The 15,951-nt window shown below is 34.6% G+C and carries 15 protein-coding genes; 7 read left to right on the top strand and 8 right to left on the bottom strand.

Translation table 11 applies throughout. From position 1 onward, the window contains the following. Positions 1–127: 127 nt before the first annotated feature. Positions 128–823: a lysoplasmalogenase family protein gene (locus OS188_RS14330; RefSeq protein WP_267149544.1), complete on the top strand. Its 696-nt coding sequence runs from the start codon at positions 128–130 to the stop codon at positions 821–823. Here the strand turns inward: OS188_RS14330 and OS188_RS14335 are convergent. Further along, positions 810–2,405: an ABC transporter substrate-binding protein gene (locus tag OS188_RS14335; RefSeq protein WP_267149545.1), complete on the bottom strand. Its 1,596-nt coding sequence runs from the start codon at positions 2,403–2,405 to the stop codon at positions 810–812. The genes OS188_RS14330 and OS188_RS14335 overlap by 14 nt on opposite strands. A gap of 79 nt (positions 2,406–2,484) precedes the next feature. On the opposite strand from OS188_RS14335, the gene OS188_RS14340 reads away from it, so the two are divergent. Continuing rightward, positions 2,485–3,330, top strand: a complete 846-nt coding sequence (locus OS188_RS14340; protein WP_267149546.1) for a T9SS type A sorting domain-containing protein — start codon at positions 2,485–2,487, stop codon at positions 3,328–3,330. Positions 3,331–3,528: 198 nt separating this feature from the next. Beyond that, positions 3,529–4,854 (top strand): tRNA (N(6)-L-threonylcarbamoyladenosine(37)-C(2))-methylthiotransferase MtaB, encoded by a 1,326-nt coding sequence (gene mtaB, locus OS188_RS14345; protein ID WP_267149547.1) that lies wholly within the window; start codon positions 3,529–3,531, stop codon positions 4,852–4,854. Between the two features lie 67 nt (positions 4,855–4,921). On the opposite strand, the gene OS188_RS14350 is transcribed toward mtaB, so the two are convergent. Further along, entirely contained in the window at positions 4,922–5,218 is a 297-nt protein-coding gene (locus OS188_RS14350) for an N-acetyltransferase (protein ID WP_267149548.1), read from the bottom strand. A 120-nt stretch (positions 5,219–5,338) separates the two neighbouring features. Between OS188_RS14350 and OS188_RS14355 the strand changes: the two genes are divergently transcribed. Continuing rightward, the gene (locus OS188_RS14355; protein WP_267149549.1) at positions 5,339–6,013 is read left to right on the top strand and encodes an alpha/beta hydrolase family protein; all 675 of its coding nucleotides are present in this window, start codon (positions 5,339–5,341) and stop codon (positions 6,011–6,013) included. Positions 6,014–6,054: 41 nt separating this feature from the next. Further along, complete coding sequence (locus OS188_RS14360) at positions 6,055–6,981, top strand: lytic transglycosylase domain-containing protein (protein WP_267149550.1); 927 nt, start codon at positions 6,055–6,057, stop codon at positions 6,979–6,981. 152 nt (positions 6,982–7,133) lie between these two features. Here the strand turns inward: OS188_RS14360 and meaB are convergent, their stop codons facing one another. After that, on the bottom strand, positions 7,134–8,204 hold the full coding sequence (gene meaB, locus OS188_RS14365) for a methylmalonyl Co-A mutase-associated GTPase MeaB (protein WP_267149551.1): 1,071 nt from the start codon (positions 8,202–8,204) through the stop codon (positions 7,134–7,136). A gap of 150 nt (positions 8,205–8,354) precedes the next feature. Continuing rightward, a complete protein-coding gene (locus tag OS188_RS14370; protein ID WP_267149552.1) occupies positions 8,355–8,909 on the bottom strand; it encodes a DUF2911 domain-containing protein in 555 nt (184 codons plus the stop codon). Positions 8,910–9,154: 245 nt separating this feature from the next. On the opposite strand from OS188_RS14370, the gene OS188_RS14375 reads away from it, so the two are divergent. Continuing rightward, complete coding sequence (locus OS188_RS14375; protein ID WP_267149553.1) at positions 9,155–9,409, top strand: type II toxin-antitoxin system Phd/YefM family antitoxin; 255 nt, start codon at positions 9,155–9,157, stop codon at positions 9,407–9,409. A gap of 1 nt (position 9,410) precedes the next feature. Beyond that, the gene (locus OS188_RS14380) at positions 9,411–9,668 is read left to right on the top strand and encodes a Txe/YoeB family addiction module toxin (RefSeq protein ID WP_267149554.1); all 258 of its coding nucleotides are present in this window, start codon (positions 9,411–9,413) and stop codon (positions 9,666–9,668) included. Between the two features lie 325 nt (positions 9,669–9,993). On the opposite strand, the gene secA is transcribed toward OS188_RS14380, so the two are convergent. The 4 genes from secA to OS188_RS14400 all read right to left on the bottom strand — a co-directional run bounded on the left by secA (position 9,994) and on the right by OS188_RS14400 (position 15,376). Then, positions 9,994–13,353, bottom strand: coding sequence for a preprotein translocase subunit SecA (gene secA, locus OS188_RS14385; RefSeq protein WP_267149555.1), 3,360 nt, complete (start codon positions 13,351–13,353; stop codon positions 9,994–9,996). A gap of 162 nt (positions 13,354–13,515) precedes the next feature. Beyond that, complete coding sequence (locus OS188_RS14390; protein WP_007648604.1) at positions 13,516–13,737, bottom strand: DUF2795 domain-containing protein; 222 nt, start codon at positions 13,735–13,737, stop codon at positions 13,516–13,518. Between the two features lie 159 nt (positions 13,738–13,896). After that, complete coding sequence (locus OS188_RS14395) at positions 13,897–14,469, bottom strand: cob(I)yrinic acid a,c-diamide adenosyltransferase (RefSeq protein WP_267149556.1); 573 nt, start codon at positions 14,467–14,469, stop codon at positions 13,897–13,899. A 142-nt stretch (positions 14,470–14,611) separates the two neighbouring features. Beyond that, positions 14,612–15,376 (bottom strand): O-methyltransferase, encoded by a 765-nt coding sequence (locus tag OS188_RS14400; RefSeq protein ID WP_267149557.1) that lies wholly within the window; start codon positions 15,374–15,376, stop codon positions 14,612–14,614. Between the last annotated feature and the right edge of the window lie 575 nt (positions 15,377–15,951).

Here is a 15,951-nt window from a genome sequence, read left to right on the forward strand (position 1 = left end):
TTTTTTTTTTAGAGATGTAGAAACAAAAAAGATTATTGGCAATAAATAGTATCTAATTATTTAAATAACTGCGTTTTGTCGGTTTTTATGTTACTTTTGTCGGAAATTATTTTTCAGCAGCCTAATTATGCGCTTAAACTTTAAGAATACCAGGCAATTTACTTTGCTTTACTTTTTTCTCTTAACTCTAGATATTGTTGTCAAACTAACTTGTCCCATAGCTTTTAGATTCGCTACCAAACCTTTATTAGTTCTTGCTTTATTATTATTTTATTTTCAACATAGAGAATCTCAAACTAATAAAGATCAATTATGGGTGTTTTTAGCTTTGGGATCTTTTTTAATAGGAGATATTTTAATAATCAACCATATCAATCCTATATTTTTATCAGCTAGTATAGTTGCTTTTACCTTAGGGAAAATCTTTTTTAGTATTAAATTTATTCATAAAGAAGATTTTAACGTAGCTAGGTTAATCCCTTTTTCGATGCTTCTTTTTGCTTATATCTTTGGGTTAGTTACTTTGGTTTACGAAGGATTAGAATCCTATTTTGCAATAGCAATCATTAGTTTCTTTTTTACACTGGTTATATTGCAGTTTGCTTTTTTAAGGAAATCTGTTTTTTCTTTAAAAAGCTATTATTATGTGTTTATTGGTGTGTTGTTCTATCTTATAAGCGAAAGCATTATGGCTATAAAAACCTTTAAACAGGACCTACCTTTTCAAGAGTTTTTTATCATGCTTACTTATGGTGCAGCCATATACTTCATTATTATGGGGATTGTTTTTGAAAAAGAAGGCGTGGAAGTTAGAGCGCAATAGCAGACTGCTTTTTTACAGATTTTAAATCCAATAAATTTATAGGATTAATACCTAGTCCGTCTACATTTTTCCTAGTAAAACGAACCACTTCATCATAAAAAAGTGGCACTATAGGGGTGTGATCCATCACCAAACTATCCATTCTCAAATATAATTTTTCTCTTTCTAGAGTGTTGGTTTCCTTAAAGGCTTGTTCGTACCACAAATCAAATTGTTCATTTTTAAAATGAGTATAATTTGGTCCATTAGGCGCAAAGTTTTTAGAGTAATATAAGGACAAATAATTTTCAGCATCGGGATAATCGGCTACCCAACTTGCTCTAAACATATCTAATTTCCCATTAGCTTTAGCGTCTTTTAAGGTGGCTGCTGGAATAACATCTACATGTACCTGGAGCCCAATTTTTTGCAATTCACGCTGGATAAACTCGCAAAAACTCAAATAATTACTCGTTGTTGTTATAGTTATTTCCGGTTTATTATGTCCGCTCTCTGCTTTAAATTGTTCAATTAGTTGTTTTGCTTTTTTAGGTTGGTAAGTAAATCCAATGGCTTCGTTATAACCTGGTAAGCCTTTTGGAATAAACCCACCATTAGCGGGAATACCAATCCCATTTCTAAGATAAATCATCATTTTTTCTCTATCAAAACCATAGTTTACGGCTTTTCTTAAAAGAGACGACTGTATCTCAGGCAACTTAGAATCCATATAAAAAGCTAAATATTCCGTATTCAAATAGGGTCCTCTAATCATATGCACATCTTTAGCATAGCTATCTCTTAGGTTGCCTTTTGCAGTCAAAATTTCATCTTTATAAGACGCATCTAAGCCAGAGACGTAGTCTAAATTTCCTTGAGCAAACTGTAAAAACTCACTTTGTTTATCTGGGAGAAAAGTTATAGCTACAGCTTCTAAATAGGGTAATTTGTTGCCCTTTGTATCTGTTTCAAAATAATTGTTGTTTTTCCTAAAAACCAATTTAATATTTTCTTCCCAGCGCTTAAATTTAAACGGTCCTGTGCCAATTGGATTAGAACGGAAATCGCTCTTATAATGCTTGACTATTTCTTCAGGTACTACAGAGCAATATTTCATGGTAAGTAGACCTAAAAATGCTGGAAAAGGTTGTTTTAATTTAATCTGAAATAGCGTATCATTAATGGCACGGAAAGAGTCCACTTTATTTAAAACCCAACTTCCTGGCGAAGCAATTTGCTTGTCTAGCAACCTATTAAAGCTGTATTCAAAGTCTGTAGCTTTTACTGTTCTTGTAGAATCTTCTCCAAACAAGGCATGTTTATGAAAATAAACATCCTTTCTAAGTGTGAAAGAATAGGTAAGCGCATCTTCAGAAATCTGCCACTCTTTAGAAATACATGGTTGCACATGGAGTTCCTCGTCCATTTGTACCAAGCCATTGAACAATTGATTTACGGCCCAAATATCTGCATTGTCTTTGGCAAATGCGGGATCTAAAGAACCTATGTTTTTATGTTCGTTATACCGAAACGTGTTTGAAGTCTCTTTTGTGTTCTTGGCGCAGTTTAAAAAAAGAAGGAAAAGTATGAAGATATATTTCATTTAATAATTTAAAGTATTATATTTAGAACTTATTAATCAAATAATTATTTAAACAATTAACTATTTAAACATTAAAATTATGAAAAAAAACTACATTCTATTTTTATTTTCCTTGTTATTTGTTGGAGTGCTTACGGCGCAAACAACCTTAACACAATCTGTAGATCCTCTTAATGTAACTGATGGAGGTGTTGCTTGCTGGAATAGCGGTGATGGAACATATAGTGAAAACTCTTTTTTAAGAGCTTATAATCTAGCAGATTTTGGTGTTACGGACGATTTTGAAGTAAGTTCTGTACAATATGGTCAAGGTTCTGCTGATGATGGGAAAGTTATTACAGTTAGTATTTATACTGCAAGTTCGGATAACTTGGGGTCGGCTACTTTAACTTTAATCGCTAGTGCTGATCATACTTCTAGTTCGGCAGATGATTTGTCTTTAGTTACTGTTCCTCTTACGGCAACTATACCTGCAGGTTCTACTATTGCTTTTGAAGTAACAGCTGGAGATAGTGGTACGAATGCTGGAGAAACTTTTTTCCCTGGAATTAACGCAGCTGGAGAAAACGACGATAGCTACTTAGTGGCTGTAGATTGCGGTATGGCTACGCCAACTACTGCTACAGTTATAGGGTTTCCTGACAACCAATACGTTATGAATGTGGTTGGAGATGTTCTTGGAATTGAAGAGTATAGCTTAAATAACTTGTCTATTTATCCAAACCCTATAAACGATGTTCTTAATATTCAATTAAATGAAGCTATTAAGATTAAAGATGTTAAAGTTTATTCTATAACAGGACAGATCGTTATTCAAGGACAAAACCAAAGAAAATTAAATGTTTCTCAATTAAATCCTGGAGTTTATTTATTAAAAATTCAAACGGATAGAGGAGATATTACTAGAAAAATTATTAAAAGCTAGTAAGATACTTTATTAAATAATTTATAAAAAGAGCGCTTTATTTAGTTAAAGCGCTCTTTTTCATTAATTTTGCAAACGAAACCTTCTTATTATATAAGGTTTGCATAAAAATTTTTTAAAACACCGTGACATTTAAATTCTTTTAAAAGGTCATTTAATTTTCAAACAGTTTCTATTTCAGAAACGTACAAATTGTTTATGAGAAAAAAAGTCGCATTTTATACATTAGGTTGTAAGCTTAATTTTTCTGAAACATCAACTATTGCCAGAGGCTTTAAAGATGAAGGTTTTGATCGTGTGGATTTTAGTGATCCAGCAGATATTTACGTTATTAATACCTGCTCTGTTACTGAAAATGCCGACAAACGTTTTAAAACCATTGTTAAACAAGCTCAGAAATCTAACCCCAATGCTTTTGTGGCAGCAATAGGTTGCTATGCCCAATTAAAACCTCAGGAATTAGCAGATGTAGATGGAGTGGATTTGGTGTTAGGAGCAACTGAAAAATTTAAAATAACAGATTATCTCAACGATTTAACTAAAAACGATTTCGGGGAAGTACATTCCTGCGAAATAGACGAAGCAGATTTTTACGTGGGAAGCTATTCCTTTGGAGATAGAACACGTGCTTTTTTAAAGGTACAAGATGGCTGCGATTATAAATGTACGTATTGTACCATTCCATTAGCACGAGGAATTTCTAGAAGCGATACTCTGGAGAATGTGTTACATAATGCTCAAGAAATTTCTAAAAAAAATATAAAAGAAATAGTTCTTACGGGTGTCAATATTGGCGATTACGGGAAGGGAGAATTTGGTAATAAAAAACACGAGCATACCTTTTTAGACTTAGTAAAAGGTTTAGATAAAGTGGAAGGGATTGAAAGATTGCGTATTTCTTCTATCGAGCCTAATTTATTGAAAAATGAAACTATAGAATTTGTTTCAAGAAGCAATACGTTTGTTCCTCATTTTCATATCCCTTTACAAAGTGGAAGTAATAAAATCTTAAAATTGATGCGTCGTAGATATATGAAAGAGCTCTATATCGATCGTGTGACTAAAATTAAAGAAACCATGCCTGATGCCTGTATTGGGGTAGATGTAATTGTTGGTTTCCCTGGAGAAACAGACGAATTGTTTTTAGAGACTTATAATTTTTTAAACGAATTAGATATTTCTTATTTACATGTTTTTACTTACTCGGAAAGAGATAATACAGTAGCAGCAGATATGGAAGGGGTAATTCCTAAACGAGTTCGGGCTAAAAGAAGTAAAATGTTACGTGGCTTATCAGTTAAAAAACGACGTGCCTTCTACGAGAGCCAATTAGGAACTAAGAGAGAAGTCCTTTTTGAAAGTGAAAATAAAGAAGGCTATATCCAGGGTTTTACTGAAAACTACGTAAAAGTTAAAACACCATGGAATCCTGAATTAGTAAATACCTTGCAAGAGGTAAAACTAACGGAAATAGAAGAAGATGGCTTGGTGAGATTAGAGTTTATAAACGAAATGGTGAGCTAAATAATTAAAATAAAAAATACCGAAACTTTTCAGGTTTCGGTATTTTTTATGAGATACTTGTAGTTTCTTAGATTCTAACGCCTACAGGAAGCATACGTTTGTACTTTCTGTTTTTACGAACAAACTTGGCAATCTCAGGACTGGTAGGAACAACACTTAAGTTGCGCTCTTCAATGTCTTTAAAGACTACAACTAAAAATTCGTTTTGAAAGCTTTCAGAATTAACTTCTTCAGGAATAATCAGTTTTGTTAAAAATATTTTTCGCTCTTGTAAAGAATATTCTACTTTCGCTAAATGTTCATCAATTTTTAGTTCGTACTGACGTAAAAAGTCATTATCCACAAGTTCAGATGTTTCAATCATAATTAAGAATGTATTAAATTAAGAGGAATTTTAGGAGTCAGTGCTATTTTTCGATAATTTTGTGATGCAAATTTACGAAAAATTATTGGTTTTATTCATTATTTACCCGCTTAAAAGCTTATGAGTCAAGATATCATACATGTTTATTTCGTCCCTGGAATGGCAGCAAGCTCCTTAATTTTTGAACATATTAAGTTGCCGGAAGATCAATTTAAAATGCATATGTTAGAATGGTTAATGCCTTCTGATAATGAGTCTGTTGAAGCTTATGCACAGAGAATGAACGCCTTAATTAAACACGATAATGTGGTGTTAATTGGAGTCTCTTTTGGAGGCATTATGGTACAGGAAATGAGTAAGTATTTAAAGGTGAAAAAATTAATAGTTATTTCTAGCGTTAAAACGAAATACGAACTGCCAAAACGCATGAAATTTGCCAGATATACAAAAGCCTATAAGTTAATGCCTACAAGCTTGGCAAATAATATGGATACATTGGCCAAATATAGTCTTGGAAAAACCGTTAAGAAACGTGTAGCTTTATATAAAAAGTATCTTTCGGTAACGGATAAAAATTATTTGAGCTGGGCCTTAAAACAGGTTGTTTGTTGGGATCAAGAAGAACCTATTCCAGGAACTATTCATATTCATGGTGAAAAAGACCCTGTATTTCCTCATCATCATATTGGGGATTGTGTTACGGTGAAAGATGGAACACATGTTATGATTATTAACAGATACCGATGGTTTAACAATAATTTGCCAAAGTTGATTTTAGATGAAGAATTGGCTTAAAAATTGCTGTATTATTAGTAAATTTATAAAAACGACATAAGATGAAATGGGTTAAAAACACGCTGGCTTTTATTGGATTAGCTAGTTTAATGATGATTTTTGTTTACGCAATGCAAGACGCACCAACAGACGAAAATTTTGAAAAGAAATTAATAAACGATTATAATGTGTATGCATTACAAATTCCTGCAGATTTAAACTTTGCTGGAGAGATGCTGCCTTTAGATAATCCGGATATCTACGAGCGCATGGATAGAGAGCTTTTGGTAAATACCTATTGGCAATCTAACGGTTTGCTAATGTTTAAAAGAGCGCATAAGTACTTTCCTGTTATAGAACCTATTTTGAAAAAACATGGCATTCCAGACGATTTTAAATATCTGGCTGTAATAGAAAGTGGTTTAATGAACGTAGTTTCTCCTGCCGGTGCAAGAGGGGTTTGGCAAATTATGCCAAAAACAGGAAAAGAGTATGGGCTTGAGATTAATGACAATGTAGACGAACGGTACAATTTAGAAAAAGCAACAGAAGTAGCTTGTACCTATTTAAAAAAGTCAAAAGAAGAATTAGGATCCTGGACTTTGGCAGCTGCAGCTTATAATGCAGGTAATTATGGCGTGTCTAGACGCTTAAAAGAACAAGATGTAACTGATTATTACGATTTGTTATTAGGAGAAGAAACAGGAAGATACTTGTTTAGAATTGTGGCTCTAAAAGAAATTTTATCACATCCTTCTAAATATGGATTTAACTTTAGAGAGAAAGATTTATATACAGAAGTTCCTACTTATAAAGTTGAAGTGGATTCCATTGTAACAGATTTTGCCGCTTTCTCTAAAGGTTTTGGAATTAATTATAAAATCTTAAAAATCCATAACCCATGGTTAAGAGAACCACATTTAAACAATAGATCTAATAAACAATATTTTATAGAAATCCCTGAGGAAGGCTATTATAAAACAAAATAAGAAGTACCATTAGGTATGCTAGTGCAAAAGCTTAATTCTTATAACAGGGTTAAGCTTTTTTTGCTTTTATCCTGTGGTTATATTAGACGTAGCCATGATATAGGTTAAATATAGCAGAATAGTTTTTAAAATTTTAGAACCTAAATTGAAAACTATAAACTCAGGAGGTAATCGGCTGCTGCAAAAGGAGAGGTCTTGTTTTCTTCAATAAGTACTAACTGTTTTTCCAGTTCTATTTTTATCTCGCTATTATTAAAAAAGTTCGATTTTAAATGATCTTCTATGGTTTGAATAAGCCAGAATTTATTCTGTTCACTGCGTTTTTTATAAAAATACGTGTTTTCTGAAGTCATAGTCACATAGGCTTGAATCTTCTCCCAGATAGCTTCAATCCCCTCATTTTTTAAAGCGCTGCATAACAACACCTTCGGTTGCCATTCTGAAGATTTTTTAGGATATAAATGCAAAGCTCTATTAAATTCTAGCTTGGCTATTTTAGCAGGTTTTAAATTATCGCCATCGGCTTTATTAATAGCAATTATATCTGCCATTTCAATTATTCCACGCTTAATTCCTTGCAGTTCGTCTCCAGCTCCTGCAAGTTTAAGTAACAGGAAAAAATCTACCATACTGTGTACAGCAGTTTCACTTTGCCCAACGCCTACGGTTTCTATAATAATTATATCAAATCCAGCAGCTTCGCAAAGTATAATAGTTTCTCTGGTTTTTCTAGCAACTCCGCCCAGAGAATCACCAGAAGCCGAAGGTCTAATAAAAGCATTCTCTTCTTTTACAAGGGCTTCCATTCTGGTCTTGTCCCCAAGAATACTACCTTTGGTTAAAGAACTACTGGGGTCAACAGCTAAGACAGCTACTTTTTTTCCTTGACTGGTTAAATGGGTTCCAAAAGCTTCTATAAACGTACTTTTTCCAACCCCAGGAACCCCAGTTATTCCAATTCTTACCGATTGATTAGCATGTGGTAAACAACCCGTAATAATGGTGTTGGCTTTTTCAAAGTGTTGGGGATTCTTACTTTCAATAAGGGTAATGGCACGACTTAGAGCAATAATATCTCCTTTTAAAATCCCAGCAATTAAATCTTCGGTAGAAGGTTGGTTTTGTCGCCTGGATTTCATTTTATTAATAAAAGACTTGTTGATGCTTGGCGGTTGTATTACCCCATCTTTCTCTTCTAATGCCGATTGTTTTTCTTTTGCCACAAAGTCCTGTTTATTCAAAGTTAAGGTTCAGTTTCTAAAAGAAACTACAAGATATAAAGATATCATTTATTGTTTTGAAGAAAAAATAAACCGCATAAAACTGTAAACAGACAACAGACAACAGACAACAGACAACAGACAACAGAATACTTATTTAAGCGGCACTACCACCTTGGTGTCGTCCCAAGCCATTGTTAAGGATAGGTTATCTGTAGAATTATCAAAGCCTATAGTAAACTGCTCCACAGTGGTGTCTATTTTTTGAACAGGAACTTCCACGTCAATCACATCAAATGCAGGCTCTCTTAAGGGATTCATTTCCATATCTACACCCCAAGGATATTGTTTTTTGTTAAACATGACGTGCCAGGTCGAATCGCTGGGAATAGTCCATAAGGTATATTTTCCGGCAGGAAGCGAATCATTTCCAACCTTTAAAGCTTTATTGGTTTCAAAAGTAGTGGCCTCGTTGGCTCCGGTTCTCCAAACTTTATTAAAAGGTACCAAAGCTCCAAAAACGTCGCGATTGCGTTTAGATGGCCTATTATAGAAAACTTTTAACTCAATATCATCTACTTTAAAACTGACTATCTTTTTCGGACTTAAAGGTTTTTTAAATAAGCCATCGTTTAAAACAGAGTATGTAAAAACACTAATAGCAACCAGGACTAAAAGGCCAATGATCCATTTTAAAAATCTATTCATAACTACTTGTTTTTTGAAGATATAAAGATACTTTAAAACTTATATTAAGTAAAAATGAAACGCTCATTTCTTTTAAAATATTTTATCCGTTTAAATGTAGTTCTCATGTTCTTACAACAAGATCTCAATCTAGTTTTAGAAATCAACAAAGACAAAATGACTTCCTTTGTCGTTGCCAGCAACACGAAAAAAATTGCGTATATTAAATTTTGTACATATATTTGTACTTGAAAAAATACAATATTATGCAAATAACAACTGTATCTGCTTTTAGAAAAGATATTAAAACATACTTGGACAGAGTTGTAAAAAACTGTGAGACTTTAATTATAAATCGAGGAAAAGATTCTGGAATTGTAGTAATGTCTTTGGAGGAATACAATTCTCTAATGGCTACAAATCACGAATTGTCTTCTAGAAAAAATGAATTACGATTAGATTCTGCAATTGAAAAACTAAAAAGTGGAACGACTTTTAATAAAGACCTAATCGAAAATTAAAATGAAGTATATATTCGTTGACGAATCTTGGGAAGACTATTTATATTGGCAAAAAACCGACAAGAACAAGCTAAAGAAGATAAATGAACTTCTGAAAGACATCGCTCGAAACCCTTTTGATGGAATTGGAAAACCCGAACCGTTAAAACATAAATACGCTGGGTTTTGGTCAAGACGAATTGACAGTGAACATCGGCTGATTTACCAATATAGCGAAGGAGAAATATTAATTGCGAAATGCAGATTTCATTACGACTAAAAAAGTACTGCTAGCAACACTGTCTATAATTAAAGGTTGGTTTTCACCTACTTTCGAAGACCGATAGCTCCTAGAATCCTCTCTTTTTATTCTTTCTGATTTGATTCTTAATTTATAACTTATATTTATAATCGCTAACTTAAGATACACAAAAACCGTTAATAACACATACAGTCAAATTAATAGGCCGTAAAAACATATTTTAAATTAAGATGTCAAAACTCCCTAATTCCCTAATCCCTAATCCCCATTTCCCATAAAAAAATCCCAAAGCGAGATGCTTTAGGATTTTGTATTTATAAGGTTTCACTTGCGTGGGAAGGTACTAATCTTCAACCAACACCCAGTCTCCTTTAGCAATTAAAGGTTCGGCTTGTTTGTATTTTAACGATTTGTTTTCTCCACTCATCACATGTTTGATAGTTACTCTATCGTTTCTACCAATTTTTGGTCTGTCGCGAACAATAGTTTCTACAACTTCCTGCTGTTGTGTTTGTCCAGCAGCTCTGTTTTGTGCAGAACGTTCGTCCAGATTTGGAATTTCATCCTTTTGTGTTTGAAGGTTTTCCTTTTTTCTAGTCTGCTTAGCTTCTTGAATGGCTGATGCTCCAGTTTCTTCAGAAGGAAGTTCTCCTTTAAATAAGAAAGATATCACATCTTTATTCACCAAGTCAATCATTCCCTTAAACAATTCAAAAGCTTCAAACTTGTAAATTAATAATGGATCTTTTTGCTCGTGAACCGCTAATTGCACAGATTGTTTCAACTCGTCCATTTTGCGTAAATGGGTTTTCCAGGCATCGTCAATAATAGCCAGGGTAATGTTTTTCTCGAAATCTGTAATTAATTGTTTCCCTTCAGTTTCATAAGCTTTCTCAAGATCTGTAACTACTTGTAGGGTTTTTACACCATCGGTGAATGGCACCACAATACGTTTGAATTTATCGCGTTGGTTTTCGTATACATTTTTAATAACAGGAAAGGCCATTTCAGCATTTCTAGCCATTTTTTCTCTGTAATAAGTAAAAGCAGCTTTATAAACTTTAGCAGCAATGTCTTGCACAGATAACTTACCGAATTCGGCTTCAGTTATTGGCGAACTCATAGAGAAATAACGAATTAATTCAAACTCAAAGTTCTTATAATCGTTTGCAGCTTTGTTAGATTCTGCAATCCCTTCAGAGGTATCATAAAGCATATTAGCAAGATCTACACGTAAACGCTCTCCAAATAAGGCGTGGTGACGACGTTTGTAAACTACCTCACGTTGCGAGTTCATAACATCATCGTATTCTAATAGACGTTTTCTTACTCCAAATTGATTTTCTTCTACCTTTTTCTGTGCGCGTTCAATGGATTTTGAAATCATAGAATGTTGAATAACTTCCCCTTCTTTTAATCCCATTTTATCCATCATCTTGGCAATTCTTTCACTACCAAATAAACGCATGAGGTTGTCTTCTAAAGACACATAAAACTGCGAGCTTCCTGGATCTCCCTGACGACCAGCACGTCCACGTAACTGTCTGTCTACACGACGGGAATCGTGACGCTCTGTACCTATAATAGCTAAACCTCCTGCTTTTTTAACGTCATCAGATAACTTAATATCCGTACCACGACCAGCCATATTGGTGGCAATGGTTACCTGTCCGGCATTTCCTGCTTCGGCAACAATTTCAGCCTCTTTTTTATGCTGTTTCGCATTTAAGACATTATGAGATATTTTTCTAATACTCAACATTTTTCCTAAAAGCTCACTAATTTCAACAGACGTTGTTCCTATTAAAACGGGACGTCCCGCTTCAGAAAGTTTGGTTACTTCGTCTATAACAGAATTGTATTTTTCACGCTTGGTTTTGTAAACTAAATCGTCTCTGTCATCTCTGGCAATAGGTCTGTTGGTTGGAATTTCAACCACATCTAATTTATAGATTTCCCAAAACTCCCCAGCTTCTGTAACGGCCGTACCTGTCATCCCCGACAGTTTTCCATACATTCTAAAGTAATTTTGAAGAGTTACCGTTGCAAAAGTTTGAGTAGCGGCTTCAATTTTTACATTTTCTTTGGCTTCAATAGCCTGGTGTAATCCGTCGCTATAACGACGCCCGTCCATAATACGTCCTGTTTGCTCATCGACAATCATTACTTTATTGTCCATAACCACATACTGCACGTCTTTTTCAAATAGAGCGTAGGCTTTTAGTAATTGGTTTAACGTATGAATACGTTCTGATTTAATTCCGAAATCTCTAAATAAATCTTCTTTTCTATCGGCTTCTTCTTCCTTAGAAGTACTTTCGGCTTCAATTTTAGCTATTTCAGTTCCTATTTCTGGCATTACAAAGAAATTAGGATCGTCTTTTCCAGACAGATATTCTATTCCTTTATCTGAAAGCTCTACTTGATTGTTTTTCTCTTCAATAACATAGTACAACTCGGCATCTACCTTTGGCATCTCTCTGTTATTGTCTGCCATGTATTGGTTTTCAGTTTTTTGAAGAAGTTGTTTGATACCCTCCTCACTTAAAAACTTAATAAGTGCTTTGTTTTTAGGAATCCCTCTATAAACACGTAAGAGTTTGAAACCACCTTCTTTGGTATCGCCTTCCGCAATCAGTTTCTTAGCCTCAGCTAAAACCCCTGTTAAATATTTACGTTGAATAGCAGCAATATCCTCTACCTTAGGTTTTAAAGCATCGAATTCTTGAATATCTCCTTTAGGGATAGGTCCGGAAATAATTAATGGCGTACGGGCATCATCTACTAACACAGAATCCACTTCATCCACGATGGCAAAATGGTGTGGACGTTGAACTAAATCGTCTGGCGAATGCGCCATATTATCACGTAAATAATCGAAACCAAATTCGTTATTAGTACCGTATGTAATATCTGCTAAATAGGCTTTCTTTCTGGCAGCCGAGTTTGGCTGATGGTAATCGATACAATCCACGCTTAAACCATGGAATTGGAAAATGGGAGCCATCCACGCGCTATCACGTTTTGCCAGATAATCGTTTACAGTTACCAGGTGAACCCCTTTTCCTGCTAGAGCATTTAAATACATAGGTAAGGTAGCTACTAGGGTTTTACCTTCTCCAGTTTGCATCTCTGCAATTTTACCCTGGTGCATGGCTATACCACCAATTAATTGTACATCGTAATGCACCATATCCCAGGTGATGGCTTTTCCAGCAGCATCCCAGGAATTTGCCCAAATGGCTTTATCGTTATCTAAAGTAATATAATCTTTTTCTCCAGAAAGCTCTCTGTCGTATGTGCTGGCGCTTACCGTAATTTCGGTATTGTTAACAAAACGCTTAGCAGTTTCTTTTATTACAGCAAAAGCTTCGGGTAAGATGTCGTTTAAAACATCTTCAGTAATGGTATAAATGGTGTCTTTAATGCCATCGATTTCCTGATAGATATCTTCTCTTTTATCGATGTCTTCTGTAGCTTCGGCCTCAATCATTAAGCTATCGATGTTGTCGTTGTAAGGCTGCCTGGCTTCGGCAATTTGTTCTTTAAAGGCTGTGGTTTTAGCACGTAGCTCATCGTGAGAAAGTTTTTCTAGAGCGGCTTCAAAGGTTTTAATTTTATCTACAATAGGCATGATAGCCTTAACATCTTGTTTCGACTTGTCGCCGACAAATATTTTTAGTACAGAATCTAAAAGGGTCATTTGTTTGTTATTTTTAGTTGTATCAGCAAAAAACTGATAAGAATTTGTTGTGTCCAATTAGAGGTAATACAACCTTCCAAAGGTACGATTTGTAATTAATTTTCCCGAAAAATAAGGCACAAAAAAAGTCTCTAAACGAGACTTTTAATAATTTTTTAAATATTAATATTCATCCTCGTTCCAGAGGTAATCTTCGTCTGTTGGATAATCAGGCCAAATTTCTTGGATTGATTCATATTGGTCGCCTTCGTCTTCAATAGATTGAAGATTTTCAACTACTTCCAATGGTGCTCCTGTTCTAATAGAGTAATCAATTAATTCATCTTTAGTTGCAGGCCAAGGCGCATCACTTAAATAAGATGCTAATTCTAATGTCCAATACATGTTATAATTGTTTTAATTTTTTGCAAAAATAAATTTTTAGTTCATATAAACAAGAAAAAAAGCAATTAATCACTCATAAATAAAAAGAACGTGTTTTATCACTGTTTTTCTACTGAAAATAAAACTTCTATAAACAGTAATTTTATTTGAGCCGACTAATTAATATTTTTCGGGAATCCACTTAACTTCGTCAGCTTGTAACTCTGAAGACAACTTTCGTGCCAAGACAAAAAGGTAGTCAGATAGACGGTTTAAATACATCAGGGTATTGGCTTCCACAGGTTCTAAATCGTTTAAAGCAGCAGCTAAACGTTCTGCTCTTCGGCATACACAGCGCGCTATGTGACAGAATGACACGGTTTGATGGCCACCCGGAAGTATAAAGTTTGTCATAGGAGGTAGGCTGTCATTCATTTGGTCCATTTCCTTTTCTAAACGCTCGATGTTTTCATCTGAAATCTTAGGAATGTTTAAACGGTCTTTCCCACTTTTAAGTACGGCCTTTTTTGGATCGGTGGCTAAAGTTGCCCCAACCGTAAAAAGTCTGTCTTGTATATGCGACAATAAATCTTTGTAATGTTTATCGATACCCTGGTCTTTTATTAAGCCTATATGGGCGTTTAATTCATCTACAGTTCCGTAGCTGTCTATACGAATATGATGCTTTGGTACTCGGGTCCCTCCAAATAGAGCTGTGGTTCCTTTATCTCCTGTTTTTGTGTATATTTTCATGGGATTCAATTCAAAGTTTGAAATTCAAAGTTAATGGATAAGGGGGATAAGGCAAAAGATTTGGTTTTTTATTTTTGTCTTCCCAGCTGACAGTTAGTGAATGTGTTCTCAATTTTAATTTCAACTTCTTATTTTACAATTCTCACAATCGAATCCTAAAATGCTCCTCCACCTGTTCTTTCCTGAAAAATACCAAGCCCCAAAAAAAGGTGTCTACCGTAACCCTGACTTCGGGGTGTTTTTTTATAGTTTCCCAGGCAGCTGTCATGTCTTTAGACCAATAGATATCATCAAAAATAAACATGGTATCGTTATGCGCATGTGGAAGAAGTTTTTCAAAGTATCTAAGTGTGGCTTCCTGACTGTGATTCCCATCAAAGAACACCAAATCGAAGGTTTCTTGCTTGAGCTGATCGATATGCATGTCGAAGTCGCCAATTAAAAGCTCGAGGTTTTTGCTAGTATCTAAATAGGCTTTGGCTGTATTCGAAATATTAGGACAGCCTTCTATACTTATGATATGGGCTTCTGGTTGTGCTACCTGTATAGCCCGGGTTGCAATACCTAAAGAGGTGCCTAGTTCCAGAATTTTATTATATTGAAAATACCGACTTAACCTAAATAATAATTTACTTCTTTTATAAGTGCTTCCAGAGTTTGAAGCAATGGATTTTATAGATCTTTTGTTTGTGGAATGTACCTTAGATCCAGCACCCAAATCTGTGATTTCTAGTTCTTGCTTATTGGCGAGTAATTGGTGTCTGTAGTCCTTTAGCTTTTTATATTCCGGATAATGCTTAGAATCGTAAAAACATTTAGTCACTAAATCGTAAACAAAAGGGGAGTGGACCCCATGTTGGTTGGTGGATTTTAAAAGGAATTTTATGTATTGCTTTTGTTGGTACACGGTTTAGTATTCAGGGTTTTGTGTTCCTGCTTTCGCTATTGCTAGGGGTAAACAGGGGGTGTTTTTATAATACCAATATATTGTCCCTATCGGGACAAAACGGCTTGTCAGTTCACTATGCTTTTACCAATATGTTGTCCCTAACGGGACAAAACGGTTTGTTACTGCATCATGTCTTTTACCAATATGTTGTCCCTACCGGGACAAAACGGTTTGTTACTGCATCATGTCTTTTACCAATATGTTGTCCCTACCGGGACAAAACGCTTGGCCATATTACTTAGTTACCAATATATTGTCCCTATCATGACAAAAACTCAAAACATAATCCACAACAGATAACTCACAACAGATAACTCACAACAGATACCTCACAACAGATAACTCACAACAGATAACTCACAACAGATAACTCACAACATACAACTCACAACAGATAACTCACAACAGATAACTCACAACATACAACTCAAAACATACAACTCACAACAGATAACTCACAACAGATAACTCACAACATACAACTCACAACAGATACCTCACAACAGATAACTCACAACAGATAACTCACAACA

The sequence above is a fragment of the Xanthomarina sp. F1114 genome, assembly GCF_026410255.1.
Taxonomy (GTDB): Bacteria; Bacteroidota; Bacteroidia; order Flavobacteriales; family Flavobacteriaceae; genus Xanthomarina.

Coding starts and splice junctions, on each gene's coding strand:
- OS188_RS14330 (WP_267149544.1), top strand. CDS start 128: ATGCGCTTAAACTTTAAGAATACCAGGCAATTTACTTTGCTTTACTTT.
- OS188_RS14335 (WP_267149545.1), bottom strand. CDS start 2,405: ATGAAATATATCTTCATACTTTTCCTTCTTTTTTTAAACTGCGCCAAG.
- OS188_RS14340 (WP_267149546.1), top strand. CDS start 2,485: ATGAAAAAAAACTACATTCTATTTTTATTTTCCTTGTTATTTGTTGGA.
- mtaB (WP_267149547.1), top strand. CDS start 3,529: ATGAGAAAAAAAGTCGCATTTTATACATTAGGTTGTAAGCTTAATTTT.
- OS188_RS14350 (WP_267149548.1), bottom strand. CDS start 5,218: ATGATTGAAACATCTGAACTTGTGGATAATGACTTTTTACGTCAGTAC.
- OS188_RS14355 (WP_267149549.1), top strand. CDS start 5,339: ATGAGTCAAGATATCATACATGTTTATTTCGTCCCTGGAATGGCAGCA.
- OS188_RS14360 (WP_267149550.1), top strand. CDS start 6,055: ATGAAATGGGTTAAAAACACGCTGGCTTTTATTGGATTAGCTAGTTTA.
- OS188_RS14370 (WP_267149552.1), bottom strand. CDS start 8,909: ATGAATAGATTTTTAAAATGGATCATTGGCCTTTTAGTCCTGGTTGCT.
- OS188_RS14375 (WP_267149553.1), top strand. CDS start 9,155: ATGCAAATAACAACTGTATCTGCTTTTAGAAAAGATATTAAAACATAC.
- OS188_RS14380 (WP_267149554.1), top strand. CDS start 9,411: ATGAAGTATATATTCGTTGACGAATCTTGGGAAGACTATTTATATTGG.
- secA (WP_267149555.1), bottom strand. CDS start 13,353: ATGACCCTTTTAGATTCTGTACTAAAAATATTTGTCGGCGACAAGTCG.
- OS188_RS14390 (WP_007648604.1), bottom strand. CDS start 13,737: ATGTATTGGACATTAGAATTAGCATCTTATTTAAGTGATGCGCCTTGG.
- OS188_RS14395 (WP_267149556.1), bottom strand. CDS start 14,469: ATGAAAATATACACAAAAACAGGAGATAAAGGAACCACAGCTCTATTT.